This is a genomic window from Halorussus salilacus, from assembly GCF_024138125.1.
GTDB lineage: Archaea > Halobacteriota > Halobacteria > Halobacteriales > Haladaptataceae > Halorussus > Halorussus salilacus.
In genome coordinates, this window is sequence record NZ_CP099993.1 from 341,769 (window position 1) to 355,995 (window position 14,227).

Genomic DNA, 14,227 nt, shown 5'->3' on the forward strand with positions numbered 1-14,227 from the left:
GCGCGCGCACCGGTTTCAGAACCACGAGTGCGGCGATTTCGGGCCGCCGAGCGGCCCGAAATCGCCGAACGAGTGGCTCTTTTTTGGTCTCTTCGTGAGCGAAGCGAACGAAGGCTCGTGGGAGCTCGCCTCCCACGGTGCAGATTTTTTCGAGGAGGGTGGGCAAGCAGAGGCGACCGCATCGCGGTCGCCTCTGCGCGCACCCGACGAAGAAAAAAGGTGGGTCCTAGTAGTGCCAGTCGAACTCGTCGAAATCGGGTTCCCGACCCTCGACGAAGGCGTCCCGGCCCTCCTTGGCCTCGTCGGTCATGTACGCCAGTCGCGTCGCCTCGCCCGCGAACACCTGCTGGCCGACCATGCCGTCCGAATCGAGGTTGAAGGCGTACTTGAGCATCCGAATGGCGGTCGGACTCTTCGAGTTTATCTCCTCGGCCCACTCCAGCGCGACCTCCTCCAGTTCGTCGTGGGGGACCACCTCGTTGACCATCCCCATGTCGGCGGCCTCCTCGGCGCTGTAGTCCTTCCCGAGGTAGAATATCTCGCGGGCCTTCTTCTGGCCGACCTGCCGGGCGAGGTAGGCCGACCCGAACCCGCCGTCGAAGGAGGCCACGTCGGGGTCGGTCTGCTTGAACACGGCGTGGTCCTCGCTGGCGATGGTCATGTCACAGACGACGTGGAGGCTGTGGCCGCCGCCGACCGCCCACCCGGGGACCACGCAGACCACGGGCTTGGGGATGTGGCGGATGAGCCGCTGGACTTCGAGGATGTGGAGGCGACCGCCCTTCGCGGCGCGGTCGGTCTCGCCGTCCTCGCCGCGATATTCGTACCCCTCATCGCCCCGGACCGTCTGGTCGCCGCCCGCGCAGAACGCCCACCCGCCGTCCTTCGGGGAGGGGCCGTTGCCGGTCAGCAGGACGCAGCCCACGTCGGTCTGGCGCTTGGCGTGGTCGAGCGCGTCGTAGAGTTCGTCCACCGTCTTCGGTCGGAAGGCGTTCCGCACCTCGGGGCGGTCGAACGCGATCCGGACCGTGCCCGAATCGACCGCGCGGTGGTAGGTGATGTCGTCGAAGTCGGGTCCCGCGGGCTCCCACGCCTCTGGGTCGAAGATGTCGGATACCATGTGTCGGGGTCGGGGTGGGACGCCCAAATAGGTTCCTCGTTCGCTTGTAGGGGATTGGTCTGGAGCGTGTGTTCGCGGGACTCTTTCCGCTGTCCGAGTGCCCTCCTCGAAAGCCCCCGCTCGCCCGGTACAGAACGGAGACGACGGAGTCAAGAACCGCCAGAAAGCCCCCGCCCGCTCGCGGTCGCTCTGCGGGATATTTCCGCGGCTCTCCGCACCGCCCGCCGCGGAAATAGTTGCCCGCAGAGGCGACTGAAGTGAACGCGAGCGGGCGGCCCCTTTCAGTCCCACCCGGGTGGACCGGTTCACCGGCAGATTCGCCGGTGGATTGGTTCACCGGCAGATTCGTCGGTGGATTGGTTCACCGGCAGATTCGCCGGTGGATTGGTTCACCGGCAGATGTCCCGGCGGTTGGTCGGCGGGCGCGATACTCCGTGGAAAGATTCGCCAGCCGACACCTCCGAGGGCGAATCCGGCAACCGCCCCGCACGCACCAAACTACTTGATGGGGGACTCCGTGTCCTTGCCCATGACCGACGCCAGCCAGCGGCCCCCGACTGCCCGACTCGCCGCACGGACCGGCGACCTCGAACGCTCGAAGATACGCGTGATGTTCGACCTCGCCGAGGAGTACGACGGCGACCCGGTTCGCCTCCACGTCGGCGTACCCGACTTCAACACGCCCGAACACGTCATCGACGCCGCGGAGGCGGCGGCCCGTGAGGGCCACACCGAGTACACCCAGAACGCGGGAATCCCCGAGCTCCGGGCGGCCATCGCCGAGACGCTGGCCCGCGAGGACGGCGTCGAAGTGAGTCCCGAGCAGGTCACCGTCAAGAACGGCGCGATGGAGGCGCTGTCGCTCGCGGTCCTCGCGGTCGCGGGACCGGGCGAGGAGGTCGTGATTCCGACGCCCGCGTGGCCGAACTACGTCAACCACGCCGTTGTCGCGGGTGCGAACCCGGTCGAGGTGCCCTTGCCCGCCGACGAGGGGTTCGACCTCGACCCCGAACTCGTCGGCGAGGCCATCACCGACGACACCGCGGCGGTCATCCTGACGACCCCATCGAACCCGACCGGCCGAGTCTACGACGAGGACGCGGTCAGCGCAGTGGCGGACGTCGCGGCCGACCACGACGCCTACGTCATCGCCGACGAGGTGTACGGTCGCCTGACCTACGACCGGGAGTTCCGGGGGATGGCGTCGTACGTCGACCACCCAGACCGCGTGCTGACCGTGGGGTCGTGCTCGAAGACCTACGCCATGACCGGGTGGCGACTGGGGTGGCTTGCCGGACCTCAGCCGGTGGTCGACGCGGTCAGCCGCCTTGGTGAGAGCACGACGGCCTGCACGTCGAGCGTGAGCCAGCACGCCGCGCTCGCGGCGCTGACCGGCCCACAGGAGCCGGTCGCCGAGATGAAGGCCGCGTTCGAGGAACGCCGGGACTACGTGGTCGAGCGCGTCGCGGAGATTCCGGGGGTCTCGTGTCCCCGGCCCGAGGGGGCCTTCTACGCCTTCCTCGACGTGAGCGATTTCCCGGGCACCAGCTTCGAGGTGGCCGAGCGACTGCTCGACGAGTACGGCGTCGTCACCGCGCCGGGCGACGGCTTCGGCGAGGCGGGCGAGGGCTACATCCGGCTCAGCTTCGCCAACAGCGTCGAGCGCATCGGCGAGGGCCTCGACCGAATCGAGGAGATGGCCCACGAGCGCCGGTAAGACGACTCCTCGGTTGCATTAGCGGTCCATCGCCTCCATGCACTTGCCGACGAAGGTGTTGTGGACCGCGAACACCTCGCCGTCGAGCGCGACCGCGGTCCCGCTCGTCTCGTCGCGGGGGAAGTGCATCTCGACAGCGTCGTCGAAGCATCGGACCGTGCAGTTCAGCCGACCGTGGGCGTAGAGGTCCTCCTGATGCGGTTTCTCGACGGCTTCGAGTCGAACGTCGTCGACGACTCGCCCGATCTCGTCTTCGGAGTACTGTTCGGCGACGTCGTCGCGGACGTACAGGAGCTCCGCGCCGTCCTCGTCGTAGAATATCACGCTCCGCAGGTGGTCGCCGACGTAGTCTTGCAGAAATTCGGTGAGGGCTTCGGAGGGCGTCTCTGACATGCGATTGGCTGATTTTTCACTCCGCACCGATATTAATCTTCCAGCCGATTATCAGAATTTGCAATCGTGGTCTCCGGAGGCCGGGCTATCCGAGTCGGTCGGCCACCCGACCCGCCAGTTCCTCGCGGAACCGATGGCTCGACTCCGAGTCGGTGACGACCTCCACGACCTGCGTCCCCTCGCTCCCGACCGACTCGCGGAACGCCGACCGGAACGAGGGCAGGCCGTCGACGCGCTCGAACTCCAGCCCGTAGATGTCGCCGGTGGGCTCGAAGTCGAGGCCGTGGGGCGTGCGGAACTGCTCGGTGAAGGGCGGGTCGAACTCCTCGATGGGGAGCATGTGGAAGATGCCGCCGCCGTCGTTGTTTATGAGGACGACGGTCGCATCGACCCCGCACCGCGAAATCGCGAGCAGGCCGTTCATGTCGTGGTAGTACGCGAGGTCGCCGGTCACGATTACGAGCGGGTCGTCGGTGGCGCTCCCCGCGCCGAGTCCCGTGCTCGCGATGCCGTCGATGCCGCTCGCGCCGCGGTTGCCCAGCACCGTCAGGTCGGCCGCCCGGGGTCGGCCGAACCGGTCCAGATCCCGGACCGGCATGCTGTTCGAGACCATCACGGTCGCGGGGTCGGGGGCGTCCTCGGCGACCGCCGAGAGGACGCCGCCCTCGAAGAGTCGCTCCTCGCGGGCGTCGGCGACGAGGTCCCAGTAGCGGCGCTCGGCGTCGGCGAAGCGGGCGCGCCACGCTTCGGTCGCGTCCCCTCCGTCTCTCTCGCCCCCTCCGCCTCCCGCGGCGGAACCGAGACCCGACGCGAGTCGCCGAGCGACTCGCGTCGGGTCGGCCGCGAGCAGGTCGGTCGCGGTGAACGTCGCCTCGCGCCATCCCGCCGCGGGGTCGACGAGGAACTGGCGGGCGTCGCTCGATTCGAGGTACCGGCGCAGGACCTTCGAGGTCGGGGACGCGCCGAAGCGCACGACGACCTCGGGGTCGGGCCACGAGTCGCCGACCGCGTCGAGGTAGCCGTCGTAGCCGCCGAGGACCAACGGGGCCTCCGGGCCGACGGGAGTGCTCTCGCTGGCGTCGAGAGCACTCCCGTCGTGGCCGAACCGGTGGTCCGAGAGCGGGTCGGCGAGGACCGGGAAGCCGGTCGCTCGCGCCAGCGCCGCGAGCGCGTCGCGCTCGGGCGCTGGCGCGTCGGTCGGTCCGACCACGAACAGGCCGCGGTCGGCGTCGGAGAGGGCGTCGCGCACCCGGCGCAGGTCGTCATCCGCAAGCTCCGGGCGACCCCCCGCGGTTCGGACGAAGGGACCCTCCCGGCCCCCGGCGGCGAGGGGGTTCTCGTCGGCGAAGCCGTCGGGCACGTCACCTGGCACCTCGGTCGGTTCGAGGGGCTTGCGGAACGGGACGTTGAGGTGGACCGGACCCGGCGGGGTGCCGGTCGCCTGCGCGAGCGCGCGTGCCGCGGCCGTCCGGAGCGACCGGAGCTTCCGGGCGTCGGCTTCCGGTTCCGCGAGGTCGGCGTACCACCGGACCGCGTCGCCGTAGAGCTTCTGCTGGTCTATGGTCTGGTTCGCGCCCGAGTCCCGGAGTTCCGGGGGTCGGTCGGCGGTCAGCACGAGCATCGGAACGCGGGCCTGACTCGCCTCGATGACCGCGGGATGGAAGTTCGCCGCGGCCGTTCCGGAGGTGCAGACCAGCGGGGTGACCTCGCCGGTCCGCTTGGCCCGGCCGAGCGCGAAGAAGGCCGCCGACCGCTCGTCGAGGTGCGAGAACGCCCGAATCTCGCTCTCGGCGAACGCGACCGTCAGGGGCGTCGAGCGGCTTCCGGGCGCGATGCAGACCGCCTCGACCCCGGCGGCTTCGAGTTCGGCGACGAGCGCCCGGGCCCAGAGGGTGTTCCGATTCGGGGCGGGACCGGAACCGGGGTCGTCGCGGTCGGTCATCGCTGGAGCTCGTCGAGGATGGGTCGGTACTTCAACTGTACCTCCTCGTACTCGGCGTCGGGGTCGCTGTCGGCGACGATGCCGTTGCCCGCGAACAGGGTCACGGTGTCGCCCTCGGCGACGCCCGACCGCAGGCCGACCGCGAAGGTGCCGTCGCCGTCGGCGTCGAACCAGCCGACCGGCGCGGCGTACCAGCCGCGGTCGAAGGTCTCGACAGCCCGAATCGTCCGGAGCGCCTCGTCGAGCGGGAGGCCCCCGACCGCGGGGGTCGGGTGGAGCGCCTCCACGATGTCGAGGACGTGGCCGTCCCCGGGGAGGTCGGCCTCGATGGGGGTCCAGAGGTGCTGGATGGTCGCCAGCTTCCGGACCTGCCGGTCGTCGACCCGGACCTCGTCGGCGAGGGGCCCGAGCTGGTCGCGTATCTCGCCGACCACGAGGTCGTGCTCGTGAGCCATCTTCTCGCTGTCGCGCAGGTCGGCTTCGAGTCGGTCGTCGGCCTCGGGGGTGTCGCCGCGGCCGACCGTCCCGGCCAGCGCCTCGGTCTCGACGGTCCGGCCCTGCAGGGTCGCGAGTCGCTCGGGCGTCGCGCCGAAGAAGGCGGCCTCGGCGGAGGGTTCGACCATGAACCGGAAGCAGTCGGGGTACGACTCGCCGAGGCGTTCGAGCACGTCCGGCACCGAGACAGGGCCGTCGAGGCTCGCCGCGAGCGCCTGCGCGAGCGTGACCTTCCGGAGGTCGCCGCGCCTGATTCGGTCGACCGCGTGGCGGACCTGGTCGGCCCACTCCTCGCGGGTCGCGGTCGGTTCGGTCCCGAGGACGGTCGGCGGGCGCTGGGGCTCGTCCCCGTCGCCGAGTCGGTCGGCGACCGCGTCGAGTTCGTCCTCGACCGCCTCGGGGGCAGCGTCGCGGGCCGACACCGTCAGCCACGTCTCGCCGTCGGCGCGGGTCAACTGAGTCCGTGGGAGCACGAACTCCGCGGGTGGGAATCCGCGCCACGGCGGTTCGGATTCGTGGTCGGCGTGGAACGAGAAGCCGCCGAACAGCCGCGGTCGCGCGGCGTCCGGTCCCTCGTAGTCGAGGCGGTCGAAGAGGTCGTCGGCCGACTCGCGGACGCGCTCGAATCGGTCTGGTCCGGTCGCGGTGATGCGAGCTGCGAGGCCGCCGCCCGCGAGTTCCGGGCCGTAGGGGCTGGTCCAGTAGACGCGCGGGGCGTCCCGCCCGACGAGAAACGGCCGAGCGGCGCAGTCCGAGAGCTTTCGAACCCGACTCACGAGGGCGGAGCCGGTCGGTTCGGCCGACACCTGTCCGTCGCGGGGCGGAGACTCCATTCAGTCGAACTCAGGAGCGGTGACCCTTGAGTCTAACTGTATCGCTCCTCGTTCCACGGGTTCGCGGTGTTGGAGTAACCGCGCTTCTCCCAGTAACCGCGCTCGGGTTCGGTGAGGAACTCGACGCCGTCGACCCACTTCGCGCCCTTGTAGGCGTACTTGTGGGGCGTCACCACGCGCAGGGGACCGCCGTGTTCGCGCGCGAGCGGTTCGCCGTCGAAGTCGTATGCGAACACGACCTCCTCGCGCATGCAGTCGGAAAGCGGGAGGTTCGTGGTGTAGCCGTCGAGCGCCGAGAACATGACGTGGACCGCGTCGTCCTCGACCCCGGCCGCCTCGGCGAGCGTCGGGAACGTGACTCCCGTGAACTCGCAGTCGAACTTGCTCCACCCGGTCACGCAGTGGAAGTCCTGTCGCTGGGTCTCGCTCGGCAGGTCGCGGAACTCCTCGAACGACAGCGCGAGTTCGTCCTCGACCGCGCCCGTCACCGTGAACTCCCACGTCTCGGGGTCCCAGTCGGGCGTCGAACCCTTCGAGAGGACGGGGAACTTGCTCGTCTTCCGCTGGCCGGGCGGGAGGCGCTCGCCGTCGAACTCCTCGTGGAGGTCGGTCACGTCGGTGACGCTCATGCGTCCGAATCGGGAGGCGAGGTAGGTAGGTGTGTCGAATCCGGCCGGTTTCCGGCGACGAGACGGGCCTCCAATCGGACGTTTCGAGCGACGTAATCCCCGAATACTTCCCGAACCCCTCGATACTCTCGGGTATCGGCTCAATAACAAAGGACTCGCTGACCCAAAACAGACTCGCAATGGCAACTCAACAGCAACGGATGGAAGAACCGGCGACCAAGGAGGCCGCCCAGCAGTCGACGACGGACCCTGCAGTGCTCGCCGCCGTGGGTTCGGTACTGCTCGCGCAGTACCAGTACTTCATGCGCGGGAACAAGATGATGGGTATCTTCATCGGTCTGTGGGCACCGACGTTCCTCTCGTTCGCCAGCTACTTCAACCAGCGGCGGATGGAGGAGAAGCTCTCGTCGGTCGGCCCGAGCCGGATCATGAACTCGCTCGAACAGATGCTCAGCAGTCGGTAGACGAAGGGCTATCACGGTCTACACGTTCTTTCCGAGCATAATTTCTCGGTTCAGGGTTTCGATATATACTACCTTTTTGTGAATAGGAACCGCTCGTTGGAGGTTCGAGAACGATTCTTTCCGCTACGAGCGAAATGATTCGCACTCGCCGGTACTCTCCCCGTCAGACTTAAGAACACCCCTCCCGAACCCTCGAATGTTCCAATGCCGAAGGTAGAGATAACTATCCCGGAGCATCTCGAAATGCAGATCGCCCAGATGGTCGAACAGGGCGAATTCGTCAACCGCGAGGAGGCCATCGAGGACCTCCTCTCGACGGGCCTGAAGGCCTACAAGACGAGCGGGCCGATGGACGACGACGACCGCGAACCAGGACTCGAAGACGAGGGGATGATGGGGCACGAAGACGAGTACGTTTTCTAGTTATTTGTCTCGCGTGCGAACGCTTCTCAGAAACCCTTAAACCGAACACTTCCGTACCCACGGACATGCACAAAGACGAGCTTCTGGAACTCCACGAGGAGATGGTGCTCATCATGGAGTACTTCCAGGACCGCGAGAGCGTGACCGACGGCCTGTTCGAACCGTACGAGGAACTCGACGTGGACCCCTCGCACGTCCACAAGTCCAAGAGCGAGCACAAGCACGCGGTCTTCGTGCTCGGCAACGCCCTCGCGACCGCGATGAGCGACGACGAATTCAGCGAGGCGGGCCGCATCGGCAAGCGGATGCAGGAGCTCGCCGACGACGCCGAATCCAAGATCTAGACGCGTCCTTTTACTGTGCGAAAGACCCGCGAGCCTCCGGCTCGCCGGTCTTTCGCTGGTGATATCGCCAGGCGCTGCGCGGAGCAGACCGGAGAACGTTCGACCGAGCGCGGCGAACGGCGGGGGCCGGGCCGCAAGATATTTGAGAGGGCTTTGGTTTGACCGTAATATGGAAACGCGCACGGTCGAGCAGGTCGAAAATTGGAGTACCCGTCGGTTCTCTGAGGGGTACGCTGGCCTGCGCGAACTCTCCGACGGGGAGTTCTCGGGGGCAGTTCGGGCGGGTGGCGCGTGGCTGTTCATGCTCAACGGGCGAGTCATCGGCATCCACGAGGGCAGTCTCGACGACTTCGAGGACGCCGACGGCAAGGCCTACGCCGCGCCCCACCCGTCCCTGCCGCTTCTCTTCAACATGAAAGAGGAGGGCGGAGAGACGCAGGCGAAGTACTACACGAACGACACGCCGCTGTCGGAGGCCGACTCGACGCTCTCGAAGGGGGGATTCACCGGGTACGTCGAACTCAGCGAGAACGTCCTGAGCGGCGACTACTACGTGGTCTACTACGGCGGGCGCTCGATGAGCGTCGCGTTCGTCGGCGCGAGCGAGCAGGTCGTCTCGGGCGACGAGGCGTTCAAGCGCGCGGCCGACGAAGTCGGTATCTACGAGGTCAGGGACGTCGACATCGAGGTGATCGACCTGCCAGAACCGGAGGAGCCAGACGATTCCGACGAGCCCGAACCGGCGACCGGGAGCGGAACCGCGGCCGCCTCCGACGGTTCCAGCGCCGGGCCCGGCTCCGACCGGTCCGGTGCGAACGCGGATACCGGTCCGTCCGGCCCGAACCCGGATTCCTCGCACGGGTCGAACGCCGGTCCCTCGCCCGACCCCACCGACACGTCCCAGCAACGCGGAGCCACCGATTCGCCCGCTGGAAGCGCAACGACGGCGACCGGGCAGACCGCCCGGTCGCCCGAGAGCGACGCGACGTCGAGCGGTTCGGCCCCTGAGGCGCGAACGAGCGTCGGCGAGGCCGAGTCGGCGACCGAGGTCGACTCGACTCCGGACACACCCGAGGTCGAAACGGAGAGCACGGACGCGCCCGGCCGTACCCCGGACGACTCGGACCGCACCGAATCGGCGAGCGAGCAGACGACCGACGACGAGGGGATGTTCGGCGAGGAGGAGCGGTGGCGCGAGACCACGACCATCCCGTCGCTCGACCCCGACCGGACCGAGGGAGGGGACGACGCCCCGGCGGCGACCGCGCAGGGGGCCGCCCAGACCCGGGAACAGTCGGACGCCGCGAGCGGCGAGTCTCGCGCTCGACGCTCGAAGTCGGTGGCGGGGAGCGCGTCGGGAAAGAGTAGCACGTCGGACGCAGGTACCGCGTCCGAGTCGAGCGGTCGGTCCGGACGGGGGAACGCGGCGGCGGCAAGCGCGGCCGACGACTCGGCCGCCGACGAGGCGAACGCCCGCGTCGAGGAGCTCCGGTCCCGACTCCGCCAGCGCGAACAACAGGTCGAGCGACTGGAGAACAGCCTCTCGACCGTGCGCTCGGAGCGCAACGAACTCAAGCGCGAGCGCGACGCGCTCCGACAGGAGGTCGAGCGACTCGAAGCGGAACTCGAATCCGCGAAATCGGGCGGCGCGGCGAGCGGGGCCGACCGGCGGCTCGACCGCGCGCAGGCGTTCGACGGGACCAACCTCTTCGTCCGGTACCGCTCGAAGGGTGAACCGACCCTGAAGGAGGCGGCGGCGGGCAACGCCGACGCCGAGGACGTGAACGGGAACCTCCGGCTCGAACACCACACCCAGTTCGAGGCCGACGACGCCGCGGTCGACGGGCGGCCCTTCGAGGAGTTCCTCACCGATTCGTTCGAACACCGCTTCGTGTCGTGGCTGGTCGAGGAGCTTCTGTACGAAATCCGCGACACCGGCCACCGGAACGGCCTTCGAGAGCTCTACGACGCGATTCCCCGGATCGACCGGGTCGACCTTCACGGCTCGGTGAGCGCGGGGACCGACGACGAGGACACCCGACAGGAGTCGTTCGACGTCATCGCGCGCGACCGGATGGGCAACCCGCTCGTCGTCGCCGACCTCAACGGCTCGCGGGACCCGACGACGGGCGAGATGATGGGCACTCACGTCGACGCCGCGACCGGCGTAGCCGAGGCTCACGACGAACTCGCTGGCGCGTTCCAGGTCACGGAAAGTTTCTTCGAACCGGAGGCACTCGAAACCGCCGAGTCGGCGACCAGCGGGGGACTGCTGAGCCGCGAGAAGAGAGAGAGCTTCGTGAAACTCTCCCGCAAGCGGGGCTACCACCTCTGTCTGGTGGAGTCACGTAGCGGCGGCTTCCATCTGAACGTCCCGGAGCTCTAGTCGTTTCCGGAGCCCTAGTCGTCGGCCTCGGCCGTCTCGCTGATCTTCATCTCGTCGAGCTTGTCGGATATCTCGTCGATCTTGCCGTCGAGTTCGGAGACGAACTCCTCGGTCCGGTCGGTCGTGATGGCTCCCTGGCTCGACGGCTCGATGAGGTTCTCCTCTTCGAGGACGCGGAGGGAGTATCGGACCTTGTGATGGGGATAGCCCGTCTCGTTGGACATCTTCACGATACCGATGGGTTCGCTCTCGATGACCATCTTCAGGACCTGCAGATGGCGTTCCAACATATCGACTTCCTTCTCAAGCCTATCTATCATGGCATGTGTTAACTTGTCTTAGAGACTTTTAAAAGTTGCTGTCGACAGGCAGGAACGTCCGGACAGTGTCCCGGACTTATCGGTGGGAGTAGTTAACAGTTCTGGTCAGTGCCGGGTGCGAATCTCCCGCGGAGTATCCTCGAAGGTGCGGGTTTTGGAGAGCACCTCCGGGGGTGTATCCGCGAACGTGTACAGCTTCGGTCGACGGACCGTAATCGGTTTAGGGAGCGGGCGGGAATCACTCCGCGTAATGACCGTAACCATCGTCGGTTCGCAACTCGGCGACGAGGGGAAGGGCGGCATCGTCGACCTCTGGGGCGACGCCGCCGACGTGGTCGCTCGCTATCAGGGCGGGGACAACGCAGGCCACACCGTCGTCGAGGACGGCACCGAGTACAAGCTATCGCTCGTCCCGAGCGGGGCGGTCCGCGGCAAGGTCGGCGTCCTCGGCAACGGTTGCGTCGTCAACCCCGCGACGCTGTTCGACGAGATAGACGCCCTCCGCGAGCGCGGTCTCGACCCCGACGTGCGGGTCGCGCGTCGCGCGCACGTCATCCTCCCGTATCACCGCGTGCTCGACGGCATCGAGGAGGAGGTCAAGAGCGACTCGGACAGCGAGGTCGGCACGACCGGCCGGGGCATCGGCCCGACCTACGAGGACAAGGCGGGTCGGCGCGGCCTCCGCGTCGGCGACCTGCTCGACTCCGAGGTCCTGCGCGAGAAGCTCGAATACGTCGTCTCCCAGAAGCGCGCGCTCGTCGAGGACGTGTACGGCGTCGCCGTCACCGACCTCGACGACCCCGACGCGTTCGACGTCGAGGCCCTCTTCGAGGAGTACCGCGAGTACGGCCGCAGACTCGCCGACAACGACATGACCGTCAACGCGGGCGACTTCCTCGCCGACCGCCTCGACGACGGCCAGGAGGTCATGTTCGAGGGCGCGCAGGGGACCATCATCGACATCGACCACGGTAACTACCCCTACGTCACCTCCTCGAACCCGACCGCTGGCGGTGCCGCGACCGGGACCGGACTCTCGCCCGGCGTCGTCGGCAACGGCGAGGTCGTCGGCATCGTCAAGGCCTACCTCACGCGGGTCGGGAGCGGCCCGATGCCGACCGAACTCGGCGGCGTGGTCGGCGACACCCCCGGCTACGACGAGCAGGGCGGCGGCGACAACGAGGAACTCGCCACCTACATCCGCGAGGAGGGCGGCGAGTACGGCACCGTCACCGGCCGCCCGCGCCGGGTCGGGTGGCTCGACGTGCCGATGCTCCGCCACGCCGCGCGCGCGAACGGATTCACGGGGCTCGCGGTCAATCACATCGACGTGCTGGCGGGACTCGACGAGGTGAAGGTCGGCCACAGCTACGACCTCGACGGCGAGGAGGTCTTCGCGATGCCCGCCACCACCGAGCGGTGGGCCGACTGCGAACCCAACTTCCGCAGCTTCGACGGCTGGGACGACGTGGACTGGTCGGCGGTCGCCGAGGCGGGCTACGACGCCATCCCCGAGAACGCCCGGGCGTACCTCGACTACGTCAGCGACGAACTCGATACGGACATCTACGCGGTGGGCGTCGGCCCGGGCCGCGAGGAGTCGGTCGTCGTCGAGAACCCGTTCCGGTAGGACCCGCGGATTTCGCCGGAGTTTCCGGCCCATCGAACCCGTCACGCTTTTGGCCCGCCCCTCCGCAGTGGTGACCATGAAGCAGTCGCTGATGGACATCATCTGTTGTCCGCTCGACAAGCAGGAACTCGAACTCGACGCCACCGAGACCGACGACGAGGAGGTCATCTCCGGGACCCTGACCTGCACGGAGTGCGGCGAGACCTACCCCATCGAGGACGGCATCCCGAACCTCCTGCCGCCGGACATGCGCGAGGAGGCCTGAAGTTTTTTCTACCCTCCGTGGGAGGTACGAGTAGCCGTGTCAGAGAGCCTCTCCGTCGACCTGAACGACGAGCGCCTCCACGACATCCGGACAGCCGCGGCGTTCGAGGCGACGGACTCGTTTCCCATCCTGCTGAAGAACGGCGACGCGCCGGTCCACGTCCACCTCCACCTCGACGACGCGCTCTCGGAGGTCGCGTCGATTCCCGCCAACAACCACTTCGTGAACGCCGACACCACCAGACAGGTCGACGTCGAGGTCGCAGAGGGTCCCCGGCCGGTCGAGGGACGGCTCAAGATCGTCACCGGCCACGGCGCGGAGACCGCGTACGTGGACGTGTCCGTGGTCGAACCCGACGAGAGCGCCGACGCCGTGGACGTGGACGAGACCCTCCGCGTCCCGGCGCGCGACCCCGACGGTGACCCCGAGGGCCAGGGGTTCGACCTCCCCGACCTCCGACTCGCGGAGAACGCGCCCGTCGTCGCGCTCGGCCTGCTCGCGCTGGCGGCCGCGGTCAGTTCGGCGATGCTGGCCGACAGCGCCGTCGTCCTGCTGGGCGCGCTGGCGGTCGTCGGGAGCCTCGCGACCGCGGGCTACCTCCTCGTGCGGTAGTCTCTCGTTCGGACCCCGTCCACGCACCGCCGGACCACCGCATCGCTTTTGTCACTCGCCTTCCATCCCCCGCACATGTCACTCGCCGAGGAAACGCGGGCGGCGGTCCGGCGTCGCCCGTTCCTGCTGGCGGCGCTCCGGGCGGGCGTGGTCAACTACACCGCGGCGGCGCGGTGGTTGGACGAGGCGGTCGAGGGCGACGCCGACTCGGTGGCGACCGCGCTCCGCCGGTTCGCCGGGTCGCTCCCGGCGTACGACGCCGACTCGCGGGACGCCCGCGTGAGCATGCGCAGCGGCCTCGGAGAAGTCGCCGACGGCGACTTCTCCGAGGCGCTTTTCGAAATCGGCGGGGTCGGCCTCGTCCCGGATGCGGGGTCGCTCACGGGCGTCCTCGCCGAGGGCGACGTGGACGCCACCGCGCTGACCCACGTCCTCGGACGACTCGACGCCGCGGGCGTCGAGGTCCGCGTCGCTGGCGTCGCTGGCGACTCGTTGCTCGTCGCGGTCGAGCGCAGGGACGGCCCGAACGCGGTCCGGGCCGTCGAGGACGCGCTCGCGGCCGTGCCGACCCGAGAGGGGTAGCGGTGTCGTCCCGGTACCCGGTCGGAGCGCCCTCGTTCCGACGACCTTCCCTTTCGACCCCGGCGTACTGAC

15 protein-coding genes are annotated in these 14,227 nt (G+C 68.3%); 9 read left to right on the top strand and 6 right to left on the bottom strand.

Features of this window, described 5'->3' with window-relative positions:
* Positions 1 to 226 precede the first annotated feature (226 nt).
* The gene (locus tag NGM10_RS01740; RefSeq protein ID WP_253481151.1) at positions 227 to 1,120 is read right to left on the bottom strand and encodes a 1,4-dihydroxy-2-naphthoyl-CoA synthase; all 894 of its coding nucleotides are present in this window, start codon (positions 1,118 to 1,120) and stop codon (positions 227 to 229) included.
* A gap of 529 nt (positions 1,121 to 1,649) precedes the next feature.
* Between NGM10_RS01740 and NGM10_RS01745 the strand changes: the two genes are divergently transcribed.
* The gene (locus tag NGM10_RS01745; protein ID WP_253481153.1) at positions 1,650 to 2,837 is read left to right on the top strand and encodes a pyridoxal phosphate-dependent aminotransferase; all 1,188 of its coding nucleotides are present in this window, start codon (positions 1,650 to 1,652) and stop codon (positions 2,835 to 2,837) included.
* An 18-nt stretch (positions 2,838 to 2,855) separates the two neighbouring features.
* Here NGM10_RS01745 and NGM10_RS01750 read toward each other — a convergent pair whose 3' ends face one another.
* The 4 genes from NGM10_RS01750 to NGM10_RS01765 form a co-directional block, all read right to left on the bottom strand.
* The gene (locus NGM10_RS01750; protein WP_253481156.1) at positions 2,856 to 3,230 is read right to left on the bottom strand and encodes a DUF7522 family protein; all 375 of its coding nucleotides are present in this window, start codon (positions 3,228 to 3,230) and stop codon (positions 2,856 to 2,858) included.
* Between the two features lie 85 nt (positions 3,231 to 3,315).
* The gene (menD, locus tag NGM10_RS01755) at positions 3,316 to 5,172 is read right to left on the bottom strand and encodes a 2-succinyl-5-enolpyruvyl-6-hydroxy-3-cyclohexene-1-carboxylic-acid synthase (RefSeq protein WP_253481158.1); all 1,857 of its coding nucleotides are present in this window, start codon (positions 5,170 to 5,172) and stop codon (positions 3,316 to 3,318) included.
* Entirely contained in the window at positions 5,169 to 6,500 is a 1,332-nt protein-coding gene (locus NGM10_RS01760) for an isochorismate synthase (protein WP_253481160.1), read from the bottom strand. Before NGM10_RS01760 ends, menD begins: the two co-directional genes overlap by 4 nt.
* 32 nt (positions 6,501 to 6,532) lie before the next feature.
* The gene (locus NGM10_RS01765; protein WP_253481162.1) at positions 6,533 to 7,129 is read right to left on the bottom strand and encodes a sulfite oxidase-like oxidoreductase; all 597 of its coding nucleotides are present in this window, start codon (positions 7,127 to 7,129) and stop codon (positions 6,533 to 6,535) included.
* Between the two features lie 179 nt (positions 7,130 to 7,308).
* Between NGM10_RS01765 and NGM10_RS01770 the strand changes: the two genes are divergently transcribed.
* From NGM10_RS01770 to NGM10_RS01785, 4 genes are all read left to right on the top strand, one after another.
* Positions 7,309 to 7,593: a hypothetical protein gene (locus tag NGM10_RS01770; RefSeq protein WP_253481164.1), complete on the top strand. Its 285-nt coding sequence runs from the start codon at positions 7,309 to 7,311 to the stop codon at positions 7,591 to 7,593.
* 204 nt (positions 7,594 to 7,797) lie between these two features.
* Entirely contained in the window at positions 7,798 to 8,016 is a 219-nt protein-coding gene (locus NGM10_RS01775) for a ribbon-helix-helix domain-containing protein (RefSeq protein WP_115865556.1), read from the top strand.
* A 65-nt stretch (positions 8,017 to 8,081) separates the two neighbouring features.
* Positions 8,082 to 8,360, top strand: a complete 279-nt coding sequence (locus NGM10_RS01780; RefSeq protein WP_253481166.1) for a UPF0058 family protein — start codon at positions 8,082 to 8,084, stop codon at positions 8,358 to 8,360.
* Between the two features lie 169 nt (positions 8,361 to 8,529).
* The gene (locus NGM10_RS01785) at positions 8,530 to 10,746 is read left to right on the top strand and encodes a DUF7527 domain-containing protein (RefSeq protein ID WP_253481168.1); all 2,217 of its coding nucleotides are present in this window, start codon (positions 8,530 to 8,532) and stop codon (positions 10,744 to 10,746) included.
* Positions 10,747 to 10,760: 14 nt separating this feature from the next.
* On the opposite strand, the gene NGM10_RS01790 is transcribed toward NGM10_RS01785, so the two are convergent.
* Entirely contained in the window at positions 10,761 to 11,066 is a 306-nt protein-coding gene (locus NGM10_RS01790; RefSeq protein WP_253481171.1) for a hypothetical protein, read from the bottom strand.
* A gap of 250 nt (positions 11,067 to 11,316) precedes the next feature.
* On the opposite strand from NGM10_RS01790, the gene NGM10_RS01795 reads away from it, so the two are divergent.
* The 4 genes from NGM10_RS01795 (at position 11,317) to NGM10_RS01810 (ending at position 14,155) form a co-directional block, all read left to right on the top strand.
* Entirely contained in the window at positions 11,317 to 12,696 is a 1,380-nt protein-coding gene (locus NGM10_RS01795) for an adenylosuccinate synthase (RefSeq protein WP_253481174.1), read from the top strand.
* A 76-nt stretch (positions 12,697 to 12,772) separates the two neighbouring features.
* Positions 12,773 to 12,961, top strand: a complete 189-nt coding sequence (locus NGM10_RS01800; protein WP_253481177.1) for a methytransferase partner Trm112 — start codon at positions 12,773 to 12,775, stop codon at positions 12,959 to 12,961.
* Positions 12,962 to 12,997: 36 nt separating this feature from the next.
* Entirely contained in the window at positions 12,998 to 13,573 is a 576-nt protein-coding gene (locus NGM10_RS01805) for a DUF7524 family protein (RefSeq protein WP_253481180.1), read from the top strand.
* Positions 13,574 to 13,648: 75 nt separating this feature from the next.
* Entirely contained in the window at positions 13,649 to 14,155 is a 507-nt protein-coding gene (locus tag NGM10_RS01810) for a DUF7523 family protein (RefSeq protein WP_253481182.1), read from the top strand.
* Positions 14,156 to 14,227: the final 72 nt, after the last annotated feature.